Annotated in this window: 24 protein-coding genes and 1 pseudogene; 18 read left to right on the forward strand and 7 right to left on the reverse strand. The window is 68.6% G+C overall.

Annotation, left to right across the window (positions count from 1 at the left end):
- Window positions 1–52 precede the first annotated feature (52 nt).
- On the reverse strand, window positions 53–1111 hold the full coding sequence (locus FHS34_RS39800) for a hypothetical protein (RefSeq protein ID WP_184975152.1): 1059 nt from the start codon (window positions 1109–1111) through the stop codon (window positions 53–55).
- Between the two features lie 277 nt (window positions 1112–1388).
- Window positions 1389–1667 (reverse strand): helix-turn-helix domain-containing protein, encoded by a 279-nt coding sequence (locus FHS34_RS39805; protein WP_184975155.1) that lies wholly within the window; start codon window positions 1665–1667, stop codon window positions 1389–1391.
- 158 nt (window positions 1668–1825) lie between these two features.
- Here FHS34_RS39805 and FHS34_RS39810 point away from each other — a divergent pair, with 158 nt between their 5' ends.
- Both FHS34_RS39810 and FHS34_RS39815 read left to right on the forward strand, forming a co-directional pair.
- Window positions 1826–2470: an HAD family hydrolase gene (locus tag FHS34_RS39810; RefSeq protein WP_184975159.1), complete on the forward strand. Its 645-nt coding sequence runs from the start codon at window positions 1826–1828 to the stop codon at window positions 2468–2470.
- A 4-nt stretch (window positions 2471–2474) separates the two neighbouring features.
- A complete protein-coding gene (locus tag FHS34_RS39815) occupies window positions 2475–3314 on the forward strand; it encodes an NAD(P)-dependent oxidoreductase (RefSeq protein ID WP_184975164.1) in 840 nt (279 codons plus the stop codon).
- 7 nt (window positions 3315–3321) lie between these two features.
- On the opposite strand, the gene FHS34_RS39820 is transcribed toward FHS34_RS39815, so the two are convergent.
- From FHS34_RS39820 to FHS34_RS39830, 3 genes are all read right to left on the reverse strand, one after another.
- Window positions 3322–3891, reverse strand: a complete 570-nt coding sequence (locus FHS34_RS39820) for a phosphotransferase-like protein (RefSeq protein ID WP_184975167.1) — start codon at window positions 3889–3891, stop codon at window positions 3322–3324.
- Window positions 3888–4925: a P-loop nucleotide/nucleoside kinase family protein gene (locus tag FHS34_RS39825; protein WP_184975170.1), complete on the reverse strand. Its 1038-nt coding sequence runs from the start codon at window positions 4923–4925 to the stop codon at window positions 3888–3890. The genes FHS34_RS39820 and FHS34_RS39825 overlap by 4 nt, the downstream gene beginning before the upstream one ends.
- A 178-nt stretch (window positions 4926–5103) precedes the next feature.
- Window positions 5104–5433, reverse strand: a complete 330-nt coding sequence (locus FHS34_RS39830) for a GntR family transcriptional regulator (protein ID WP_184975173.1) — start codon at window positions 5431–5433, stop codon at window positions 5104–5106.
- Between the two features lie 683 nt (window positions 5434–6116).
- Between FHS34_RS39830 and FHS34_RS39835 the strand changes: the two genes are divergently transcribed.
- The 13 genes and pseudogenes from FHS34_RS39835 to FHS34_RS39890 all read left to right on the forward strand — a co-directional run bounded on the left by FHS34_RS39835 (window position 6117) and on the right by FHS34_RS39890 (window position 16334).
- Window positions 6117–6368 carry a hypothetical protein gene (locus FHS34_RS39835; RefSeq protein ID WP_225817937.1) on the forward strand — a complete coding sequence of 84 codons (252 nt, stop codon included), beginning with the start codon at window positions 6117–6119 and terminating at the stop codon, window positions 6366–6368.
- A 158-nt stretch (window positions 6369–6526) separates the two neighbouring features.
- Window positions 6527–6859: a hypothetical protein gene (locus FHS34_RS39840; RefSeq protein WP_184975176.1), complete on the forward strand. Its 333-nt coding sequence runs from the start codon at window positions 6527–6529 to the stop codon at window positions 6857–6859.
- Window positions 6860–6932: 73 nt separating this feature from the next.
- A complete protein-coding gene (locus FHS34_RS39845; protein ID WP_184975179.1) occupies window positions 6933–7139 on the forward strand; it encodes a hypothetical protein in 207 nt (68 codons plus the stop codon).
- Complete coding sequence (locus FHS34_RS39850; RefSeq protein WP_184975182.1) at window positions 7132–7317, forward strand: hypothetical protein; 186 nt, start codon at window positions 7132–7134, stop codon at window positions 7315–7317. The genes FHS34_RS39845 and FHS34_RS39850 overlap by 8 nt, the downstream gene beginning before the upstream one ends.
- Window positions 7318–7342: 25 nt before the next feature.
- Window positions 7343–7840, forward strand: a complete 498-nt coding sequence (locus FHS34_RS39855) for a hypothetical protein (protein WP_184975185.1) — start codon at window positions 7343–7345, stop codon at window positions 7838–7840.
- Window positions 7841–8197: 357 nt separating this feature from the next.
- Window positions 8198–8387, forward strand: a pseudogene (locus FHS34_RS42105) (DUF5999 family protein).
- A gap of 103 nt (window positions 8388–8490) precedes the next feature.
- A complete protein-coding gene (locus tag FHS34_RS39860; protein WP_184975188.1) occupies window positions 8491–10212 on the forward strand; it encodes a DUF2637 domain-containing protein in 1722 nt (573 codons plus the stop codon).
- 115 nt (window positions 10213–10327) lie between these two features.
- Window positions 10328–10801 carry a hypothetical protein gene (locus FHS34_RS39865; protein WP_184975190.1) on the forward strand — a complete coding sequence of 158 codons (474 nt, stop codon included), beginning with the start codon at window positions 10328–10330 and terminating at the stop codon, window positions 10799–10801.
- On the forward strand, window positions 10798–11106 hold the full coding sequence (locus FHS34_RS39870) for a hypothetical protein (protein ID WP_184975193.1): 309 nt from the start codon (window positions 10798–10800) through the stop codon (window positions 11104–11106). Before FHS34_RS39865 ends, FHS34_RS39870 begins: the two co-directional genes overlap by 4 nt.
- Before the next feature lie 550 nt (window positions 11107–11656).
- Entirely contained in the window at window positions 11657–13399 is a 1743-nt protein-coding gene (locus FHS34_RS39875; protein ID WP_184975257.1) for an ATP/GTP-binding protein, read from the forward strand.
- Between the two features lie 20 nt (window positions 13400–13419).
- Window positions 13420–13839, forward strand: a complete 420-nt coding sequence (locus FHS34_RS39880) for a conjugal transfer protein TraB (RefSeq protein ID WP_184975196.1) — start codon at window positions 13420–13422, stop codon at window positions 13837–13839.
- Window positions 13840–13918: 79 nt separating this feature from the next.
- Entirely contained in the window at window positions 13919–16066 is a 2148-nt protein-coding gene (locus FHS34_RS39885; RefSeq protein ID WP_184975199.1) for a chromosome segregation protein ParM, read from the forward strand.
- 79 nt (window positions 16067–16145) lie between these two features.
- Window positions 16146–16334 (forward strand): hypothetical protein, encoded by a 189-nt coding sequence (locus FHS34_RS39890; protein ID WP_184975203.1) that lies wholly within the window; start codon window positions 16146–16148, stop codon window positions 16332–16334.
- On the opposite strand, the gene FHS34_RS39895 is transcribed toward FHS34_RS39890, so the two are convergent.
- Window positions 16335–16496: a hypothetical protein gene (locus tag FHS34_RS39895; protein ID WP_184975205.1), complete on the reverse strand. Its 162-nt coding sequence runs from the start codon at window positions 16494–16496 to the stop codon at window positions 16335–16337.
- A 152-nt stretch (window positions 16497–16648) separates the two neighbouring features.
- Here FHS34_RS39895 and FHS34_RS39900 point away from each other — a divergent pair, with 152 nt between their 5' ends.
- From FHS34_RS39900 to FHS34_RS39910, 3 genes are all read left to right on the forward strand, one after another.
- Window positions 16649–17194, forward strand: a complete 546-nt coding sequence (locus FHS34_RS39900) for a DUF6197 family protein (RefSeq protein ID WP_184975209.1) — start codon at window positions 16649–16651, stop codon at window positions 17192–17194.
- Window positions 17195–17402: 208 nt separating this feature from the next.
- Entirely contained in the window at window positions 17403–18392 is a 990-nt protein-coding gene (locus tag FHS34_RS39905) for a hypothetical protein (RefSeq protein ID WP_184975212.1), read from the forward strand.
- Between the two features lie 284 nt (window positions 18393–18676).
- Window positions 18677–19522, forward strand: a complete 846-nt coding sequence (locus tag FHS34_RS39910; protein WP_184975215.1) for a hypothetical protein — start codon at window positions 18677–18679, stop codon at window positions 19520–19522.
- A gap of 36 nt (window positions 19523–19558) precedes the next feature.
- Here the strand turns inward: FHS34_RS39910 and FHS34_RS39915 are convergent, their stop codons facing one another.
- Window positions 19559–19798 carry a hypothetical protein gene (locus FHS34_RS39915; RefSeq protein WP_184975218.1) on the reverse strand — a complete coding sequence of 80 codons (240 nt, stop codon included), beginning with the start codon at window positions 19796–19798 and terminating at the stop codon, window positions 19559–19561.
- Window positions 19799–21435 lie beyond the last annotated feature (1637 nt).

Genomic DNA, 21435 nt, shown 5'->3' on the forward strand with positions numbered 1-21435 from the left:
AGGGGAATCCACGGGCCGCTCCCCTGCACGGGAGCGGCCCGCACCAGATGAGTCAGGTGGCAGGCACGGTCATCGCGCACTCCACGCATCCGGCCCGGTAGCGGGCCGGATGATCCGGGCACCGCTCACGGCCGCCGGCCCCGCCCGCCAGACGCGGCCGGACCCTGTCGTAGAGGCGCAGGTCATCCACCCAGCCCGGCAGGCACTTCGTCCACGACACCGCGCCACGGGTGTTCTTCAGGATCTCCGTCTCCAGCAGCACCCGGTGCTCATCGTCCAACCCGGTCAGTGCCGGCCAGCCCTGCTCCCGCATCGCCCGCAGCAACCGCGGCGCACACCTGCGGGCAGTCGCCGCCCCCGCCTGCCACCGCTTCATGTGCTGAAGGAACGCCGCTGCCTCAGACAGCTCCGCCGGACCGAAGTCGGGAGCAACGTCGCCCTGCCGCTCCCGCTGTGACGGCAGCGACCGCGTGGGGTCGGTGAGGGGGTTGGGGGAGGAGGAATCCTCCTCCTCCGGGGGGTGTGGGGGGGGAGAGACGGATCGCGGGTTTTCCGCATTCCGGCTCTGACCTGGCGAAACGCGGGTTTCCGGATCGCGGGTTTTCCGCGATCCGGGTCCGGACTGCGGGTTTTCCGCATTCCGGCTCTGACCTGGCGAAACGCGGGTTTCCAGCGATCCGGGGTCCTGGGGATCGCGGGTTTCCCGCACTTCGGGCCTGACCTGCTGTGTTGCGGCGATGCCGAGGTCGACGTACTGAGCGTTGTTCGCAGGGTTGCGGTACACCCGGGTGACCCAGGTGGGGCGCTGAGTGGACTCGTCGAACACGCTGACGCGGGCAAGGTGGCCGGCGGCCGTCAGCCGTTTCGCGATCCCGTTGTAGCGGTCCTTGCCCATCTTCCAGCCCTGCGCCTGGAGGTCGGCGCGAATCGCCTCCATGGTCGACGGCAGGCGCGGGTCCCGGAGCAGCAGCTCCGCCAGGACACCTAGGTCTTCGGGCTGGAGGCCCGGCGTGCGGATGAGTTCACGCCGCAGGATGACCTCCTCCGGCGGCTCCCAGCCTCTCTCAAAGCGGCCTGAGCCGAAGTCGTCATCGTTCTTCGTGTGGTGCAACGGGGTACATCTCCCCAGGTAGGGGAGCCGCGACCAGCGAATGTGACCTACAAGGATCCCGGAGTAGTGGCGTTGCGCAATCTGGTGCGCATACTCTGGGTATAGGTGACCACGCGGGCTCTAGGGCTCACGGGCATCACCCGGCAGACGAGGTCACCTCGCTGCTCACGACTCAAAGCTTTCGCGGGCTGGTGAGTCGATTTGCTAGGAAGCGGTCCTGTTGTGGCGACAGGGCCGCTTCGGCGTTTCCTAGGGGGGCCAGTCGACGCCGTGCACCTCAGCCTGCTTTCGCAAGGTCGGAGCCGAGGGCTGCCTCGGGGTGCTTGTCGGCCCACCCCCTGAGCAAGCGGAGGTATGCGTCGCGATGCCGCCGACGCGGCATGGACTGGCCGTTCTCCCAGCGTAGAAACGCCATCCGGTGTACGCCGAAGGCTTGAGCGACCTCTTCCTGAGTGAGCCCAGAGGCTTTGCGGAGCCTGGCCCGGACCTCAGGAGAAGGAAGGACGTCCACAGGCCGACTGAGCAGCGCGTCTACAGCCTCGTTCAGATCATTCATCACTCCCCCTTCCTTGTGATCTCAAACTGTACATAGAAAGCAGCTCCCGCTAGAGCATTTGAGGGCATGTCGGCTGCGCTTGGTTCTGGACTGCCATCTGTAAGGGCGGTGCTGCTGCAAGCATCTGCACAGCTGTAGCCATAGGTAGAGTCGCCTGCATGCCCCTCGCCCTCTTCGACTTGGACGGCACGCTTGTTGACCGCCAGTCGGCGCTTGACGATGCCGTGAGCACCCTGTGCTGTGCGCACGCCCTTCCACCAGACGTCGAACAGTGGCTGCGCACTGAGCTGGTCGACCGGGCGACCGTCGGTGACTTCGCGCGGCTGCGGGAAGCCTTTGGCCTGGAGGCGTCGGCCGCGGACCTGTGGCAGGAGTACGTCGGCCTTATGGCGTGTGCCGTCACCTGCCGTCCCGAGGTCCTCGAGGGACTGGCCCGTCTGCGCGCGGCCGCGTGGACGATCGGCGTTGTCACCAACGGGGCCGGCGACATCCAGCGCGCCAAGCTGGCCGCGACCGGCCTTGCCGCTCTGGCCGATGGCGTTGCGGTCTCGGGTGACTTCGAGATCCGCAAGCCGGATCGGCGCCTCTTCGAACTCGGGGCCACTCGTTGCGGCGTCAGCCTCGCGGATGGCGGCTGGATGGTCGGCGATAACCCTGCCGGGGACATCGGCGGCGGTCACCAGGCTGGCCTGCGCACTATTTGGCTGCGCGGCCGACCCTGGCCCGACGAACTTCCCGCTGCACACCACGTCGTTGACGACGTCACCGACGCCATCACCATCCTGCTCAACGAGACGGAGTAGCAACGTGGACCAGTCGACCGTCGGCATCCTCCACCCCGGCAGCATGGGTGCCGCCGTCGCAGCCTGCGCCGCGACCAACGCGGCCGACGTCCTGTGGTGTGCAGCCGGGCGCAGCTCCGCCTCTGTAGAGCGCGCCACCCGGTTCGGCCTGACGCCCGTAGCCGAGCTTGGCGAGCTGCTGGACCGCAGCGACATCGTCATCAGTCTCTGCCCGCCGGCTGCTGCCGAAGATCTGGCCCGCGACGTCGCCGCGCACCGCTTCGCCGGGTTGTATGTGGAGGCGAACGCCATCAATCCCTCGCGGGTGCAGCGGATCGCCGCGCTGCTCGCACCGGACGCGACCGTCGTGGACGGCGGCGTCGTCGGCTCCCCGCCGACCGGCGGCAAGACGCCGACCCTGTATCTGTCCGGCCCGCACGACGCAACCGAGCACATTGAGGCGCTGTTCGCGGACACTGCCGTCCGGACAGCGAGACTGGGCACGGAGGTAGGGAAGGCATCGGCGCTGAAGCTGTCGTACGCCTCGTTCCAGAAGACCAGCCGAGTGCTGGTGGCGCTCGCGATCGGCATGGCGCGCGAGCATGGCGTCGACCAGGAGCTCATCCAGGTCGCCTCCCGGCGTACCGACTCGTACCTCTCCGAGCCGCAGTACGTCGCCAAGACCGCCGCGCGTGCCTGGCGCTGGGGCCCGGAGCTGGAGGAAGCCGCCGACACCCTCGCGGCCGCCGATCTCCCAGCGGAGATGCTGCGCGCGGCCGCGTCCACACTGGCACGGTGGAACGACGTCAAGGACGACGGCGAACTCACGCTCACCGACGCCCTGGACCGACTCGCCCAGCCGTAGCCCGCACTCATGCCGTCGCTGCGCCTGCTCGCTGCGCCAGCAGCTGGTCGATGAGCTGCGCGGCGTCCTGCGGCGACGCCGCCGCGGTGTCCACGGTCAGGTTCCAGACCGCGCCTGGGTGGGTGGCCAGGTCCTCGCGAGTCGCGTCCCACGCCGCCAGTCGCGCCGTAGTGTCGCTATCGCCCCGGCCAACTGATCGCTTTGCGGTTGTCTCCCGAGGGCACCACAGCAGCACCACGAACCAACTCGCTGGATAGCCCTCGACCAGGGCTCGGATGCCGTCGACCTGCCCGAGGTGCACCACCGGCACCCCGGCCGCGAACGCCGAGTTCAGCCCTGGCCTGTCCAGCACGTACGTGTTGCCATACCGCGTGTTCGCGTATACGACATCGCCTGCGGCCTCCAGCTCGTCCAGCTGCTCCACTGTGCCCATCCGGTAGCCAGCCGACTTGCCCGTCCCGACCTTGAGCCGCGCGAACTGCGCGTACTTCGAGTCCAGATCGGCGAGCGCAGTTGTGACAGTGTCCTTGCCCGACGCCGGCGGGCCGTAGAGGACCACGCCTTGCTTCTCGGTCATGCGTACATCGCCCCTACCGCCTGCCGGGCCTGGTCAGCGAGCGTCACCGCAGTGCCCAGCCGGTTGTCGACGACCAGGTGCGGCACCGCCGGACGCGCATCCAGGTCGATCGTGGCCATGTACTCGTCCCACCGCTGCAGCTTCCATGCGTCCCGGGCCGCGGAACGGAATCCGATGTACTCGCGCATCGACTCTTCATCACAACGGACCCACACTGGGAAGACATCGACTCCCATCGAGCTCGCGCGATTGGTCAGGCGCTGCATCCAGGCCGGGTCGGTCATCTCAGCGATGAACGGGGCGGTCAAGACTGTGGAGATGCCGCACTTGATATTGGCCATGGCCGACTGCATCAGGCAGTCGTACTCCACCGGCCGGACCATTTGCCGGTAGAGATCGGTGTGCCGGTCGTTCGCGTCGCCGCCCAGTGCGACCAGGAGACGCTCTACCAGCGGGCGGGTGAGCGGGTCCTTGTCGAGCAACGGCCAGCCAGTGAGCTGAACGAAGAATCGGGCCAGCTCGGTCTTTCCGCTGCCGGCGAAGCCACCAACCAGGATGAGCACAGGGCGGTGGGGGTCGCCGCCCGTGTGCCGACGTTTCCACGCGTCGATGATTCGCTGCTGCAAGTCGAAGTGGTCCGCGTCGCTTGAGCCCGGTGCGATGCGATGAATCGCCCGCTCAACGGCCAAAACGTGGGAACCATTGAGGCGGTCGTCCATCGGCGTGAGCGCGAAAGACGTCTCTTCCCCAGGAAGCGGACTGCGAAAGCCTAGGTCGGGCTCGGTGGCCCGGTAGAGAAGACAGTAGGCGCGCCGGTAATGGGGGCCTGGATAGACCTCGCCTTGCTCGTGCTGCCACAGAGTTTGTGGGTTCGCAGCAGGGATGCCCTTCAATTTGGCTCGCTCCGCAACGTCGCGGAGCCGCTCGCCCGCCGCCTCCAGGGTCAGTCCATGTGCTTCACGCTGTCCTCGCAGCTTGTCCGGCCTCCAACCCGCGCGGTTCTTCCCCACCCGGCTCTCCTCCCTCGGCGTCATGGGCCTGACCCTAGGCCGCGTGCCTCAAATCCCATGTGTACGTGGATGTTGAAAACCCGTGAAGGGGTGCGTGGACAGGCCTCGACATGGCTCTGTGATGTTGCTTTCTGCGTACTGCCGATGTGATGGCCTCGACAGTTCGTCAGGTGGTGAATGAAGGGAGGCCACGTTGACTTGGTCAGTCTTTGTCGGCTTCAAGCCGTTCGAGGCGGCGCGTCAGGTCGGCCACCTTCTCCTCCAAGCGCTGAATTGCGAGGCTGCTCGAGTCTGCCACCGACTCGATCGCCGACTCGCGAATGTAGGAGCCTCGGCCCTGGTGGGAGTAGATGATGCCGCCAGCGCGGAGTTCAGCGAGCGCTCGCTGAACGGTCCCGGGGGCGACGTTATAGCGGTCTGCCAACTCCCGTGTGCTCGGCAGTTTGTCGTTGCTTGCCAGGCGGCCAAGCCGGACCTCGTCCTTCACGTCTTGCACGATGCGTTGGTATGGCTGCAGGTCCTCGGCCGTCATGAGCCACATCGTAGAACCACCCCTTCGGTCTAGGCAGCTTCACTAGCTTAGTTGACACAGTCGGATTCATGCTGCACTGTGTCATGGAACCTAGCTAAGTCGATTAGGTGGTGCCCGTCGGATCAATCGGTTCGAAGGGTGCGTTCCTTGAGAACTCCACAGCGTGATCCACCACACCTACGACGGCTGTGACCACACCAGCTGGGGTGAGTGGAGATCCGTCGTGAGGCGCTATCACCTCTGGTGGTGGCAGCCGGCACGCGTAGATCCGTCGGGCGCCCAACTTGGCGGCTTGGAGGGGTAAGACCCGCCAAGCGTTCATTACTGACGGGGAGCGCGGAGGGCCGACACCCCCACGACGCTAAAGAACGACGCGGCACACCTTCGATTGCGACGACTCGCCCGGACGGATCTCCCGGGCGGTGAGCGGTCCGCGTCTATCTGAGATCCGGCGCCCTTCCTGGGCGCCGCGCCGCCTTGCGGCCCTGTGCTGCCCGCCGTCGACCGCGCCTGGAGGGTTCGGTGGTCGGTGGAGTGCGCAGGACGCACTGCCCCGCCGCGGTGCGGGGTCCGCACGCGACGAGCCCCCAGGGATGCAGCCCTGGGGGCTCTGTTCGCGGTCTCCCGTCCGAGAGAGGACAGACCACGTGCACAGCATCGCATTGCCCCGACTTCATCCGAGCGTGGACCACGAGATCGGGCCCCGTCGCCCTGGAGCCATCTACCAGAACGTCGACGGCCGCTTCGAGGTCCTCGCGTTGATCACGGACCCGGCCGATGCCGCGCAGTTGCTGCGCCGGGACGCCGCCCGGTGGGCGGTCATCGTCCGGGACACCCTCCGTCCCGACGCCCAGCCGTACGCAGTCGGCAGCGTCTGGACGGACAGCGACTACCTGATCCGCCCCGCGAAAGACACCTACGCACCTGCTGCCTGAGACCCGCCACGGTCCGTCTCCCGCCCACCAGAGCAGAACAGGGCGGGAGACGGGCCGTGGCTGGCCGCCCGGCCAGTCACGGTGACGGCCCCGGAAGGTGAGAGCTCCGGGGCCGTCTGTGATCAAGAAAGCGAGAACCTCTCTTGAACACGACGACGATGATCACACGCCCGGAGCGCCAGGCGCCACAGTCCGACGACAGGTTCGTCCGGGTCCTGGACGCGGTCAACTCCCACCGCACCCCCCGCCCGGCCCGCCGGGCACGCGCAGTCGAGCCCGGTCCCGCGCTCGGCGCCCATCTTCTGGCCGTCGTCCGCGCCCAGGACGCCGCGATCCCGGCCGACCGCCGCGCCCCGCGCACGGTCGCCGAGATGCGCGCCCGCCTCACCGCGCTGACCGAGGACGAGCAGGACGCGTGCGGGCTGTGCGGCTACTGGCAGTGCCGCTGTGCCCAGGGACGCGCCCAGATGACAGGAACGGCGGTGGCCTGATGACCGACGAGGAACGCGCCGAGCTGTCCCGCAAGGTGAAGGACCGCAACGACGAGTCGGAGAAACGCCCGAAATGAGGCAACCCCTCATAGACGCGGCCCGGGTGGCGCAGCAACGCGCCGCCCGCGCCGCCTCCGCAGTCGGTCCCGCGCATCCCCTGGCACGTCTGCTGCTGACGGCTGCCGGCCTGGCGGCCGTCACGGCGTGGGACGCCGGGCATCGCGTCACCGACCTCCACCCCGCCCGCCGGCACCACCGAGAAAGACCGGCCCGTGCCTGACGACCTGTACCAGCGCTACCAGGCAGCGCACCGCGCGTATGAATCGCACGCCGACTCCTGCGACGCCGCCTGCACACGCGACACCCCGCAATGCCGGGCCGGTCATGGCCTGTTCGCGTCGTTCGCCCGGCTGCAAGACGCCTACCTCACCCGACTCAAGCAGCGCCGTACACGCTGACCACCCGCTCTGGAGGAGTTTCCAAATGATCGCTGTCGTCAGTGCCCGCACGCTTCGCGGGTTACGCGAGAGCACGCGTGAGGCCGAGGAGATGGCCGACGCCGCCCTGGCCGAGGCCGAACGGTCCCGGCAGGAAGCCGAGCGCGCCACGGATTCCGCGATTCGCGCGGAGACCGCGCTGGAGGAATTGCGCGCCTCGCTCGCCCGTACGATCGCCGACGCCGCCAGGGCGGAGGGCGAGCTGGCGGCCCTACGCGCCCAGTCTTTCCTGGACACCGAGGACCGGCAGGCGCTGCGGACACTGCTGCGCATGACCCGGAGGCAGACACAGACCGACCGCGTCTACGCCCTCTTTCGCAGCGGTGACCTGCACAGCGTGCACACCACCTTGGACGCGGCGGAGTCCGCTGCCGAGGCTGAGGGAGCACCCCGCTCGGGATGGACGGTCCTCGCCCCCGACACAGCTCCTCCGGCCTGTGAAGTCCTGTGGCGCGTACAACGGCTCCCTCTCAGTTCCCAGTGAGCACCGCCAACGTCTGTTGGCTGCCGACCCGCCCGGCCCCGCCGCTCGTCTCGACGCGGCGGGGCCGGACGCGGTCCAGGGGAGCCAAACAGCGGCCCGCCAGTGAGCAGACCGGAAGGACCAACGCCATGTCCGACAAACAGCCAGAGAAGAAGTCCCGCGTCCGCATCAACCTCGGTGAACGCGAGCCCAAGTAGCCCGACCACCGTTCGCCTGGCCAGCGCAGCTTGCGGCGGCCAGGCGAACGGTCAGCGGAAGTCCAGCAAAGGCACCGCCCACACCCCTGTGCCCCTTGGAGGCATTCATGCGCACCCGGCCCTGCTGCAGCCCACCGGGCCGACCCGTCAGCCCCGCTCCTTGTGCCTGCACACCCCGCCCTGCCCGACCGCGCAGAGCGCGGACGCCGAGGCCGCCCGCGTGGTGACCGGCCACCCGGAGCAGGACTGGAGCCTGCTCTGCAACGGGGTCCTCGTCTTCGAGGACACCGGTGAACTTGCGGCCCGACGGACAGGTCATCGCCTCGCACCGACCGGCCGTCGCGGACTGAGCTTCATCCCCACTCGCCGCTGTTTCGGGCGCAGCCGCTCGCGTTTCGGGAGCAGCCCCCGCCGTTTCGGGCCCACACCGACCACCCCCTGAGGAGATCTCCGGTGAGCATCACCGACCTGCCGCGACCCGCCGCGTACGGGACCCCCACTTCGGCCCCGCCCGCCCCCGTTTCGGGACCAGCGGCCCCCGCTTCGGCGGCACCCGACACCGCTTCGGGAGCACCGAAGCGGAACCCGATCACACCCCCGGCCCCCACCGGCCGCGACCGCCTGATGACGGCCCTGTCGGCAGTCGCGGCTGGCGGCGGGATGCTCGTGGGAGTCATCGGGTTCGCAATGTCCTACAGCACCCTGTCCGCGGTGGCCCTGGCCTGGGGATTCAGCGCCAGGCTGGCACCCTGGTTCCCGGTCGGCGTGGACGCCTCGATCATCGCGTTCCTCGCGCTCGACCTGTACCTCATCCGCAAGTGCACGCCGTGGCCGCTGCTGCGCCTGGCGGCACACGCCATGACCGGTGCAACCGTGTGGTTCAACGCCAGCTCACAGGGCGAGATCGTGGCCGACCCGGTCCGGGCTGCCAGCCACGGCGTCATGCCGGTCCTCTTCGTGATCGGCGTGGAGGCCGCCCGCCGCCTGATCATCCAGAAAGCGCAGCTCGAAGCCGGTACGGCCACCGACCGCATCCCGCTGCACCGCTGGGTCCTCGCCCCCATCGACACCCCCCGCTTCTATCGCCGGATGCGCCTGCACGGGATCCGCTCCTACCCGGAGATGATCCGCCGCCAGCAGGACCTCACCGCCTACGAACAGTGGCTCAAGCGCAAGCACCGCGGCGACCTGAGCAAGGCGAGCGACGACGAGAAGCTGCCGATGACGATGGCCGCCCACGGCTACACCGTCGCCGAGGCGCTCGCGCTGCCCGAGAAGCAGACCCGCGAGGCCGAGGCCAGGGCGGAGGAAGCCGAGCGCCGCCGGCTCGACGCGGCCACGCGCCGGGAGCGCGCGCACAAGAAGGCCGAGGCCGACCGGCTGGAGGCCGACGGCGAACTGGAAGCCGTCCGCGCCCGCGTGGAGGGCGAGACGGCCCAGGCCCGCGCCCACGCCCGGGCCCAGGCCAGCGCCGCCGAGCGAGCGGCAGAACTAGAGGAGGCAGCGCTGGAGACGGCCGTCATCGCCGAGGCCCGCGCCCGCGAGGCCGAGGCCCAGCGCAAGACGGCCCAGGAACGCCAGGCGCAGGCCGCCGCCGAAGCGCGCGCGGCCGAACTGGAGAGCCTGGCCGCACGCAAGCGGAAGGAGGCGGCCGAAGCCGACCAGGCTGCCGCAGCGGAAGACCGCGCGATCGAGACAGCCACCATCGCCGAAGCCCGCAGGCGCGCCGCCGAAGCCGACCAGGCCGCCGCCGAAATGGAGCAGGCCGCTGCCGAAACGCGGCGCCGCGCGGCCGAAGCGGACCGGCTCGCCACGGAGGAGGCCGAGCGCCAGGCGCTCGCCGCCGCCCGAATCCAGGACGCCCGCAAGCACGAGGCCGACACCGAACTCGCCGCTGCCGAAACGAGGCTCGCCGCCGCCGAAACCGAGCGGCGCGCGGTCGAAGCTGAGGACCAGGCGCGGCTGAGCCCCCGCGAGCGTGCGGTGCGCAAGGTCGCGCGGCTGGCTCTCGCCAACCACTTCATCCCGATCGGCGAGGCGGACGCCCTGCAGCGGGAAGTGGCCCGCTGCGTGCCGCTGGCGGCCATCCAGGACGCCCTGCAGGTCAGTCCCGCCACCGCGTCCGAGTACCGGCAGGAAGCCGCCGCCCTGCTCGCCGGCGGCTACCGGTCCTGATCACCGTCCGGCATCAACAGTGAGGGCCAGCCCGCGGCAATCGGGCTGGCCCTTCGCTGTCGACTGCCGGAAGCAGTCAGCAGCCCCACCAGTACACCAGGAGGGAATCCCCGCCGTGAACAGCACCAACGACCCGAATCACTCCCCGCTGCGCGACGTCGCGCAGAGCCCGGAGGCAACCGCCCGGTACCTGGCCGACGTGCAGCGGGTCCTGCTGGACATCGGCAGGAACCTGGAGACCCTCGCGATCGAGACCCGCGTGCACTGCCGGGGCGCGCACGTGGACGGCGACCGCTGGTACCACGCCCGGCTGCGGGCCCTGCCCGTCGAAAAGGCCCTCAAGGACGTCCTCAGGCACGTCAATGGCCTGACCGAGGGCCTGGAAAAGACCGCCTACAAGCGGAATTCCTTTGCCGACGAGGTCAAGAACCTCCCCGGAAAACGAAAGGAAAAGGAGCTGGAAAGGAAGCGTAAGAAGAACCCGCAGCCGCTCCAGGCTGTAAATCCGCCGCAGCAGGGTGCACAGGGCCATAATCTCGGTTATGGTGGTCCTACGTCGATTTACGACATGGGTCGGGAGTCGGCTTGAACCGCCCCCTCAGCAGCGCGGAACGCTCCGCAGAGCGGCGCCAGAACTGGCTGAAGGAAGAGGCGAAGAAAGCCCGCGAATCTCGCGGCGAGGCAGGGCAGATGGAATTCTGGCTCCGCCTGGCACGATCCCGAATGGCCAAGGACGTTAAAGCCGGTCGCGGCGACGTCCACTCCGGATTCGCACTGATCTGCCGCCTGTTCATCACGGCGATGGACCAGCGCGTGGAGGGCGACGGACGGATCTGGAACGACCTGCTGAGATACGCGGAGCAGGTCGTGGCGAAGCATCCCCCGCGTCACTGAACGTCACCAGCGAAGGCCCCGCCGGGCTCCGGCGGGGCCTCCCGCGCGTAAAGCGTGCACACGTGCACGTGCACACGCGTGCACACAAGAGCCCACGCTCTGTCAAGTCCCAGGAGGGAGGCGCACCGTGTCCGATGAGGACGGCACCGGGACCCTGGTCCACGGCCCCTGGAGCGGTGATTCCACGTACGTGCCACCGCCGATCCCGGATTACGGCGACACCATTCCGCCGCCGGAACACATTCCCCCGGCTCCCCCGGAATCGCCGGAAGAGACGACCATGGAACTGCCGCCGATTCCGGCTGCCCCGGACCCGTCGACGGCCTTGCGTTCCGAAGGAATTCCGGCTCCGGAAACCGGTGAAGATTACGACGAAAACGAGGAAGGCGAATACGAGCAGGCTCGTTCTCTCGCTGACCGACTCGGTGACTGGCTGGAATTCCGGCTGGAAAGGGCGCGGGCGCTCCATGAAGGCGAAGTGCCTTTCCGTGAGGCCGAAATAGCACGGAAGGCCGCGCTGCTGGAGGGCCGCACCGCGCAGGAAGTCGCGATGATGGAGCAGAACGGAAAGCTCCACGCCGCGATGATGAAAGCGAAGGGCGACAAGGCGGCGGCACGCGGGAAGGCGGACGCCGACCGCGCGAAGTCGTCCGCCTCCGGCCTGGGGTCGGACAAGGGCCGCTCGAAGGCCGGCGGCGGGGGCGGGGCCTCGCGCGGCGGTGGCGGCAGCGGACCGTCCCGCAACAACTCCCGCTCGGGGCCGAACCGGTCCGGAGCCTCGCGCGGATCCAACTCCGGCGGCCTCGGCGGGCGTTCGGTGCCCCGATCGACCGGGGGCGGCGGAGGCGGCAAGCGCGACGCGAAGGGCTCTCAGACGGGCTCTGGCGGCCGTGCAGCCGGTCCCGGGCGCAACGGATCACCCGGAGGCTCGAAAGGCTCTCAGACGGGCTCGGGCGGCTCCGGTCGCGGCAGCGGATCGAAGGGGGACGGCGGTGGCCGGACGCAGAACGGTCCGGCGTCCAGGGCTCGTGCCGAGCGGGCCCGCGGCCGCCAGGAGCGCGCCGGGGTCCGGCAGGCCGGGCGGCAGGAGCGGCGCAGCGTCGGCCATGCCGCCGGCGTCGCGGACCGGTCCAAGGACCGCGAGCAAGCCCGCGCCCAGCGGCAGCAGGCGTGGGCGGACCGCCGCGCGAAGCGGCAGGAGCGTGACGCGGCGCGGAAGGCGAAGCGGGAAGCCGCGGCGTCGGCCACGCCGGGCCGCACCACATTGAGCCGGGCCGTTGGTGAGGAAGCCCAGCGCCGCTGGGACAAGCGCCGTGCCAACGCAGAGGCCAAGGCCGCGAAGACTGCCAAGGATGCGAAGGCCGGCACCGAGAAGGTGAGCCTGACCAAGGACAAGGACTCCAAGGACAAGGGCACCGACGCCAAGGGCGAGAAGACCGCCAAGGAAGGCTCAGACGGGGCCTCCAGCGCCGCGAAGGACGGCAAGGCGACCGATGAGCCGGGCAAGAAGCCCACGGCCGGTGACGGGGCGTCTGACGGTTCGGAGAAGCGGCGCCGGTTCCGTGGTCGGCGTACCGGGGCGGGCCGGACGGGACGCGGTCGTACGGGCCGGACCGGACGGCGCGGCCGCCCGGCGGACAGCCCGTTCGGTGAGGAGGACTCCACCCCGACGGTGGAGTGGCCCGAGCACGACACCCGCCCGCCCAAGCACACCGCGAAGGCCGAGGACGACATCGTCGACGCGGACATCGTCCCCGACGAGCCCGCGGCCGTCACGACCGGCGCCGCGGGCCTGCCGCCCGCGCCGGAAAAGCCCACGAAGCGGCCCGGCACCAGCCGGCCCACCAGCACGGAAGGGAGCAGCGTGAGCAGTTCGGAGGTCAGCAGGCCGTCCGGCGCGGGTGGCCTCGCCGCCCAGCACCGCACGGACATCACGTTCGACCAGTACCTGATGGAGATGGCGAACATCGCCATCAAGGCCGCCTCCGACCAGGAGCGCGCCGAAGCCCTGATGGAGGCCCTCGGCAAGGTCGCCGACGCGCTGCGGGAGATGGCCGCCGACCTGGTCGGCGACCACAACATCGACACCGCGGTGACCGACCTGATCGCGGACCTGGCCGACTCCGCAGCCCGTATGAAGGCGCAGGCCGAACGGTGTGCCGAGCAGTGCGGCATCGCCAAGGAGGCCGCCAAGCTCGCAGCCGTGATGGTCGCCCGCGTCTACGGCGAGGACATGGCTGCCAAGGAAGACGCCGGCCTCAAGCACGCGTCGGCCGCTGTCCACCACGACTGAGCACGGGAGGGAACCCCGCGATGAGCAGCGATCTCGCACCCCGCAACAGCAGCGCGGCGCCCGCCGTGGCCGACGACGACAACCGGTACAAGGCCGTCCAGGCCAAGCTGGACAAGCTCGGCAAGGCCATGGACGACGCCACCCTCGAACTCGAGGGACTGCGGCGCAGCATGCAGGCCAACGCCAAGCACACCGACGGCGTCGCCACCGACATCGAGAACGCCGACCTGGACCCGAAGTTCGTCGGCCTCACCGCCAACGTGGCCATCGCCCTGGACGGCGCCGCCCGGGAGGTGAGGACGCTGTCCGACACCGCCCAGGAGGCCGCCGACCTCACCCACGAGACCCGGCGCACCCATTCCAAGCTCTACGGCGCGCTGGACGACATCCGCTCCGACCGGCGCGAGAAGACGCCCAGGCCGGGCTTCTTCAACCGCTGACCCCACTCCCCCACCCCTGCCACGGGCGGTCCCGCCGCTTTCGCGGGGCCGCCCGTGCCCGTTCCCGAAGGAGAAGTCGGTGACCACGCCGCGCAGTGTCGCGCTTGAGCGCCTCGCCTACACCCTCGCCGCGCCCGTGCTGGCCGTGGCCCCGAACCTTTACCCCGACAGCCCTGTCAACTCCGTCGTGCAGCTGGCCGGCGCCGCCGGGATCGGCGGCTGGATCCTCGCGGGCAAGAGCGATGAGCCCGGCGCCGGACGCAAGATCCTGCGCTGGACCCCGCTGGTCCTGGCCGCCGCCGTCGACGTCGCCGCCGGGCACACCACCGGCTTCGGCCCGTGCTGGCTGGACGGGCTGCTCGCCGCCGGGTGGGCGGCGGCAGGCTCCTTCGTGCTGCCGTTCTCCCGGCACACCCGCCGCCGTCACCGTCCCGCGCTCGCCGCCCCGGCCCCGCAGCCGGCGCCCGCCCATGCCGCGGAGCCGACCGTGGCGCAGCCGGACGACGGAGCCGACCAGCTCACCCGCGAGGCGCGGATGCTGTGGGAGCGCGCAGGGATGCCCGCCCGCACCCACGTCGTCAAGGCCACCCGGCACACCGCCATGCGTCACGACCTCACCCTGCTGCTGCGCGCCTCGGAGACCGGGCGGCCGATCACCGGCCTCTCCCCCGAGATCGTCGGAGCCGCGTTCGGGGTGTCCGCGGCCGACGTCACCCTCGCGGACGTCGCCATCCAGCCTGGCCGCCAGGGCGGACCCGGCTGGATGGAGGCCCGCATCGCCCCGGAGGCCAACGCCCGGCGGCGCACCAAGCCGACCGACGAGGAGCGCTGGATCGACCGGGTCGCCAGCCCCAAGGGCGGCGCCCCCGGCTCCGAGCTGGTGCACAAGACCCGCGACAACGAGCGCGGGGTGACCTTCTACCGGGCGAAGATGAGCGACTCCACCGAGTCCCCGCGCATCGACCTGCCCAAGACCTGCCGTGCGCTGGATCTGCCCGAGGACGACTCCTGCGTGTTCGTCCTCATCGACGGAGCTGAGTTCCTCATCAGCGCGTTCGACACCCCGCCGCTCAGCGCGATCTTCCCCGCCACCCGCGAACTGCTCACCCCGGACGCCAAGGGCATGTACGTGTGCGGGTTCACCATCACCGGCCAGCCGGTGAAGACGATGGTCTACCAGCACGACAAGAACGCCCCGGCCCACGGCCTCACCCTCGGGGTCAGCCGGTCGGGCAAGACCCAGTTCTTCGCGATCAACATGGCCGCCCAGTCCCTGGACGGCCAAGTGGTGTGGCTGTCCACCGTCCGCAAGGACGAGAAGACCACCGTCCTCGGCCGGTACATCGACCGGCAGGGCTCGAACGCCCTGTGGATGGCCCGCTCCCTGCGGGCGGCGAAGGCGCTGTGCGAGATCAGGGCGGAGATGCCCTGGCCGCACGACGGCCAGCCCCACGACTACAAGCCGGGCGACACGCGCTGCCCCTACCGGCAGCTCAACGTCTACGCGGATGAGTTCATGACCGCCGCCCAGGACTCGGACTTCGGCGAGTTCATCCAGAAGGACGGCGAGGACCTCACGGTCACCGGCCTGAAGTACGGCATCGGCTTCAACCCGGCCGGCCAGTCGCCGTTCGCGCACAACGGGTTCTCCACGGAGATGAAGGACAACCTGCGGCAGAACAGCCGCCCGGTCATCTTCAACATGGGTTCGCCCGGCGCCACCCGCAAAGCGGCAGAGGGAACCATGGAGAACGCCTACGACGTGCCGACCATCCCGGCCCGCTACTCCCGCAGCGAAGGCTCCGCGATCGAGCGGGCCATGCGCGGCGAGGCCGACCCGGAGAACGGCGTCAGCACGGGCGGCGTCGCGGTCATCGTCCTCGACAACGGCCGCGCCGTGCTCATGCGGTCGCTGTACGCCGACTTCGACACCGACCTCTCCCAGCTCTTCCCCGACGAGGTCAACCGGCTCACCGACTACGAGATCAGCGAGCTGGAGAAGCGCGGCCTGTGGTTCGACTGGGACGAGCCCGTGCGGCCCGGCGAGTTCTGGCCCGAGCCCGACGAGGACGGCGACGACGGCGAGGGCCGCTCCCGCCGGCGCGGCGGCGGAGGCGGCGGCAAGAGCGGAGGCGGGCGCGGCTCCAAGAGCGGCAACCGCCGCTCCGAGCAGGTCGCCTCTCCCCGCCAGGCGCTGGAGGCCATCAAGAGCCTCACCGATGCCTGATCACACCCACCCATCCCCGGGGCCGGCCTGCCGAGCGCGGCCGGCCCCACCCGATCCCTTGTGAAGGAGCACCACCACCGTGGCCCTGTCCATCTCCGCCGCCATGCTGCTGGGCATCATCGTCTTCGTTCTGGTCAAGGGCGGCTACGTCCGCGTCGGCTCCGCGCTGGCCTGCACGCTGTTCGGCTTCACCCTCGCGGCGACCGGCCTGGCCCCGACCATCAACAGCGGCCTCGCCTCGCTCGCCGGGCTGATCTCCAGCCTCTGACTACGCCTCCGTCCACGGCGGGTCAGGGGTGTAGTTGAGCCCGGCGCAGAAACGGCAGTCCCACTCCGACGGGATCTCCCACTTGTCGACCCAGAAGCCGACCTGCTTGCCCACGAAGTAGTTGTCCCCGCCGCACCATCCGCACTCGAAGACGAACTCCACTCCATCCCCTTCCCCGCGCCCGATGGACCGAGGATGCCCGGGACACGGGTGCGCCGACACCCAAACACCCACTCCCCCGCTACACAACGCCGAAGGGCGCCGCCGGAAACCATCCCGGCGGCGCCCTTCGGCGACCCCTGCCTGGAGTCCCGATGTCCCGCGCCTCGCTCTCCCCCGCCATAGACCACCCCGCCCCGCCCACCCCGACCGCGCCGTCGGCGGAACTGAGCCTTGAGGAACGCCTCACTCTGGTGAACGCGGCGATGACCGCGCGTTTGGACGAAGCGGCCGTCGCATATGAGGTCAATACCGCGCATATCCCCACCGAACCCGTGGACCTGGACGACGTCGTCACCGTCCCGCTGACCCCGACGCTCCAGCCGCAGCCGGAGTCCTACCCGACCCCAGTCGCCGCCCTTCTGCAGCGCGCCCACCACCGGCTGCTCACCGGCGGCTGGTGCTCCGGCGCCCTGGTCGACGCGGACGGCGCCCGCTGCATGCTCGGAGCCATCCGAGCCGAGGCTCGCGGCGACAGCGGCCTGGAAGCCAACGCAGCCGCCGTGCTTCTGGACGCGATCCGCCGCAAGTTCGGCGACGTCGACTCCGTGCCCTCCTTCAATGACGCGCACGGCACGGACGGCGTCCCGATCCGCATGGTCGCCCAGGCCGCCCACCTCGCCGACGCCCGAGGCCTCTAACCCCAGCCTTCGGACCACCTGCCTCGCACCCGAACCCCTCGCGGTCGAGTGGGGGCCAGGCCGTGCGGCCTGCACCACCGCCCATCACACGACCCCGAGCGTGGGAGACGCCCCGCCATGCAGTCCGTGTGTGCTGGAGGCGTCGCAGGGCGATCGTCTGTGCTATGCAGCAACTCCGGGTCTGGCCGTCGATGGCTAACCTGCTCTCATGCCGGAGAAGATGCCCAAGCAGGAGCCCGCGCCGCAGCCCACGAGCGAGGTGAACTACCCCCCGGTCGAGAACGGCGTCGACTACCTGGACAGCGTCGCCGACCACCTTCGCTTCGGGCAGCCGAGCCCGCGCAACCTGAAGTACGCGGTTCTGCATCTCCAGGCCGCCGCCGAACTCCTCCTCAAGGCCCGCCTGCAGCAGGAACACTGGAGTCTTGTCGTCAAGGACCCCGGCGCCGCCAAGCGAGACAGGTTCGAGGCCGGCGACTTCGACAGCTGCACCACGACCGGGGCCATCGCTCGGCTGAAGGACATCGCCGGCGTCACGGTCGACGACAAGTCCGCCAAGAGCCTCGCCATCCTCTCCAAGTGGCGCAACGCCCTCCAGCACTACGGACTCAAGGCTCCCGCCCCTGCGGTCGAGACCCGCGCAGCCCAAGTACTGGACTTTCTGTTGGAGTTCATCCACGGAGAGCTCCTTCCCGCGCTGCCGGGCGCGAAGGCCAGTGCGGTCGAAGAGGACCTGGTGGCAATCGGGATGAAGGTCCGCCAGATCAAGACCTTCATCGACACGCGGCAGAAGCGCCTGGACGCCGAGCTGAGGGACGTCACGAACCGCACGGTGGAGTGTCCGTTCTGCGGATCATTCGCCCTGGTGGTCGGCCAGGGGCCTCTCTCCCCGTCGTGCCGCTTCTGCCACACCGCGTGGAATGAGGCCACATTCGCGGCCGCCGCCTACGCAGAGGTGTTCAGCCCGGATGCGGAGGCCGCCCTCCAGACTTGCCCGACGTGCAGCAACTTGGCTTTAGTCGTCGACTGGGCACGCGTCCTACACGCGACCGAGCTCAAACACTTGTGCTTCGCGTGCGGCGAAGCCTTCGACCACCTGGCGCAGTGCCACGGGTGCTTGGACATGTATGTGCCCTCGCCCAACGAAGACGTTCATCTGTGCAAGGACTGCCTCCCCGCTCGGCTGGAGAAGTTCTGATTGCTGACCATGAGCAACGGCAATGACCATGGCGACTGAAGCTACCGAGCCAGACGATAGCGTCTACGGCGCCGAGCTGTCGTCGGTCTACTGGTGGGCTCGCATATCCAACTTCCGCCAGTTCTCCGGGATGTCCAGTCTGGGGCTGACCGCCAGTGCCGGGCGTCCGGGCCAAGATGCTCTCGGTACGTCGCAACACCGTCGCCTGCCGTTGAGGCACCTGCAGTAAATTCGGCCCGGCGTGTCTTGGCTCATTCACATACCGGCCAGACGACCATGATCACGTGTTGGCATCCCTGCTACCCGGCATCCGTGAGCTTCGTGCCCCGCTGGTGACTGGTTACATCTATCTTCTGGCGCTGCTTCTCCTATATGGCAACAAGGTCCCGACGAACGTCGCAGCTGATAGTCCACTGAAGCTGCCCTACGACCTAGTGGGATGGCTGGGAAAGCCGACGGCCATTGCTGTCAGCACCTTCGTGGCCTATCTCGTGGGTAGCGTACTGGAGGTGCATGCGGCGACCGTCAGCAGAAGTTTTCGAAAAATCCGGTCACACTCCAAGCTATTCAAAAAGCGGCGTCACAGCTTGTTACCGGGTGACGAGAGAGGGCTCAAATGGCTGGCCCCTGAGCTGACGCCAGCGTCGGTGAACGCACTCGGGCGCTACATTGTGGAAAGGGTTCGCGGCAAACTCTCAATCTCTTATGACACTGACTTGAAAGCTGAAGGGTTTAAGTTTTTCCTCCAAGACTTGCCTCAGCTGCACACGCGGCTATACGGAGCAAACAAGGACCTGTACGGCGACTACGACCGCCTCGCGGCGGAAGCTGACCTCAAAGTGAATGTAGGAATTTCGGGCAACGTTTTAAGCGGCGTGGCAGGCGTCGTGGTCCATCCGTTGTGGGCCATCCTCTGCGGCCCCATGCTCGTGCTCTTCTATCGTGGACTCTCCTCTGATCGACAGGCCAACGACATCCTGGTGCAATCGGTCGTCACCGACATCGTGAAGTCCCCGAAACTTGAGGGGTATATCGATGAAGCAGCCAGCCATTTCCGAGAAACAGAAGAGATTCGCACTGCTAGACGCATGGGCAGTGATCACACCTCCCACGATGACGACGAGCGTTGACTACCGACCCTGGGGTTGACATTGGCGGCTCGCGCCTTAACTGTTCCCAGTTCTCCGCGGGGCCCAGCCGGGCGCGGTGTCGGCCGTGCGGGAGTCGAGCAGTCGCGCGGGTTCGGCGCCGGCATTGGGCGCGGCCTGATGGGCGGCGAGCTCGACGCGGAGCTGCCGGGCCTCGGCGAGCGCGGCGTCGCGCTCGGTGGCGGCCTGCTCGGCGAGCTTGGCCGGGTCGCACTCGCCGGTAGGGGCCGCTGGGACGCCCCCTACCCACCAGGCCAAGCAGGAGACCGCCCAGGCCGGCGTCTTCGCCGACTGAGGCCGCTCCGCCAGCTCGTCCTCCAGGCCCTAGCCGCCGTCATCGCGAAGGCGCTGGGCTATCACCACAAGACCACCACACGCTTGGTCACCGAAGTCGGCGGAACGTGGAGCCGATACGCGCCGACGATCACTCACGGTGACGCCAGGACCGTCCTTGCCGAGGGATGCGCGAACCTCAACATTCGAGCCACCAGTCCCGACGCCGGTTTCGTTGTCCCTTGTTCAGTGCCCACAAGCAGTCTCGACGCGTCGCCTAGTGCTTAATCGTGAAAGTCCGGAGCGGGGCGAGACTTCATGCCGAACCGCTTTTTGCGCAACCGCGCACCTCCCATAATTCGCCTGGCGCATTCGAGGCAAGTGATCGAAGGTGAATTTTGAGGTGTACCGCAGTGATTGTTTGTGTGTATGAAGCGTGCGCAGTATACGCATTGTTCCATATCGCTTGGCCACCACACCGTCCAGCTCCGTCCGGGATCATTGCAATCCTCCCCACACCCGGAGCCAGCCGGAAAATAATCGTAGATGGGGCCCTCTGTGGGAACTCGACAGATAGCGCATTTGTAGTACCGCCTGAAAGAATCCATACGGCTCTGAGCTGCACGTCTTTCTGCATCCGTGACTTCGCGCGCCCTTCGAGCGGCCCTTTCGGCTGCGGCATACCTGACTGTATCTTCCCGGTTGCGTCTCCAGTGTTCGAAGTCATCAATATCGCCCGACATGGCCACCTCCCTGCTTCTTCAAGCTAAGCGGGAAGCGACCTGCTGTACAGGGGTGCCGTGTAGTGGCCCTGACAGAGGCGAAGCTTTCCGGGTGCTTTCCATTTCTGACCGTGAGTCAATTAGTCCAGACAAGTTCGCACTCGACTGAACCGCCGATCTCGGGGGGAGGCAACCCGGGCAGGCGAAGCGCACTGTGAGGCACTGCTCCACCGAAGCAGCGTCGGTCCGCGCAAGGACGTGTCCGTCAATCGTTACCGTCTCTTCGGTTAGCGAGTACTTGGTCATGGGATTTCCCGCGTGAGACTCCCCCTTCCATAATGCGCTTTCTGGCCCATGTAGCCAGTCCAAACGCGGATACCCCACACCGTGGACAGCCTCGCGGAAGCCTAGATCCAGATCGCGGCTGACAGCATTCACGTCGCCTTCCGCTGGCATGGTCCGTAGCAAGGTCTCCTTGCTCGAAGCCACCGCCCTTGCGGGACCGATGGGCACTCACTACAGCGCTTCCCCGGGGTACTCGGAGCGGCAGCAGGCACCGCTGTAGTAGACGCATCAGGGGGATAGAGCTCTCGCGGGCATCCCGAATACCGCACGGTTGGAACACTGCCCCTTCACCAGTACGCCACGCCCGACGGCAACCGCACTCTCGCCGCCGGCATCGCCGCCCTCCTGTGGGCCCCTCGCTAGCGTCATCGCCCTGCGCGGCCTGAGCCTGCGCCCGGTCATCAACAAGCCGGCCCCCACAACGCCGCAGGTCAACATTTACCCCGCGTTCCACTTCCCGCCGCAGCCCACGCCCGACCACGACGATCCGGACGACGAACCCGACAACGTCCACCCGCTCCAGCGCTGACCCGCCCTCCGCTCTGCTGTACGCCG

It is taken from the genome of Streptomyces echinatus (genome assembly GCF_014203595.1).
Lineage (GTDB): Bacteria > Actinomycetota > Actinomycetes > Streptomycetales > Streptomycetaceae > Streptomyces > Streptomyces echinatus.

Bases quoted from the DNA above. Each gene is read 5' to 3' on its own strand.
- FHS34_RS39805 (WP_184975155.1), bottom strand. From the start codon at position 1,667: ATGAATGATCTGAACGAGGCTGTAGACGCGCTGCTCAGTCGGCCTGTG.
- FHS34_RS39810 (WP_184975159.1), top strand. From the start codon at position 1,826: ATGCCCCTCGCCCTCTTCGACTTGGACGGCACGCTTGTTGACCGCCAG.
- FHS34_RS39820 (WP_184975167.1), bottom strand. From the start codon at position 3,891: ATGACCGAGAAGCAAGGCGTGGTCCTCTACGGCCCGCCGGCGTCGGGC.
- FHS34_RS39825 (WP_184975170.1), bottom strand. From the start codon at position 4,925: ATGACGCCGAGGGAGGAGAGCCGGGTGGGGAAGAACCGCGCGGGTTGG.
- FHS34_RS39830 (WP_184975173.1), bottom strand. From the start codon at position 5,433: ATGACGGCCGAGGACCTGCAGCCATACCAACGCATCGTGCAAGACGTG.
- FHS34_RS39840 (WP_184975176.1), top strand. From the start codon at position 6,527: ATGATCACACGCCCGGAGCGCCAGGCGCCACAGTCCGACGACAGGTTC.
- FHS34_RS39845 (WP_184975179.1), top strand. From the start codon at position 6,933: ATGAGGCAACCCCTCATAGACGCGGCCCGGGTGGCGCAGCAACGCGCC.
- FHS34_RS39855 (WP_184975185.1), top strand. From the start codon at position 7,343: ATGATCGCTGTCGTCAGTGCCCGCACGCTTCGCGGGTTACGCGAGAGC.
- FHS34_RS39875 (WP_184975257.1), top strand. From the start codon at position 11,657: ATGATGGAGCAGAACGGAAAGCTCCACGCCGCGATGATGAAAGCGAAG.
- FHS34_RS39880 (WP_184975196.1), top strand. From the start codon at position 13,420: ATGAGCAGCGATCTCGCACCCCGCAACAGCAGCGCGGCGCCCGCCGTG.
- FHS34_RS39900 (WP_184975209.1), top strand. From the start codon at position 16,649: ATGTCCCGCGCCTCGCTCTCCCCCGCCATAGACCACCCCGCCCCGCCC.
- FHS34_RS39905 (WP_184975212.1), top strand. From the start codon at position 17,403: ATGCCGGAGAAGATGCCCAAGCAGGAGCCCGCGCCGCAGCCCACGAGC.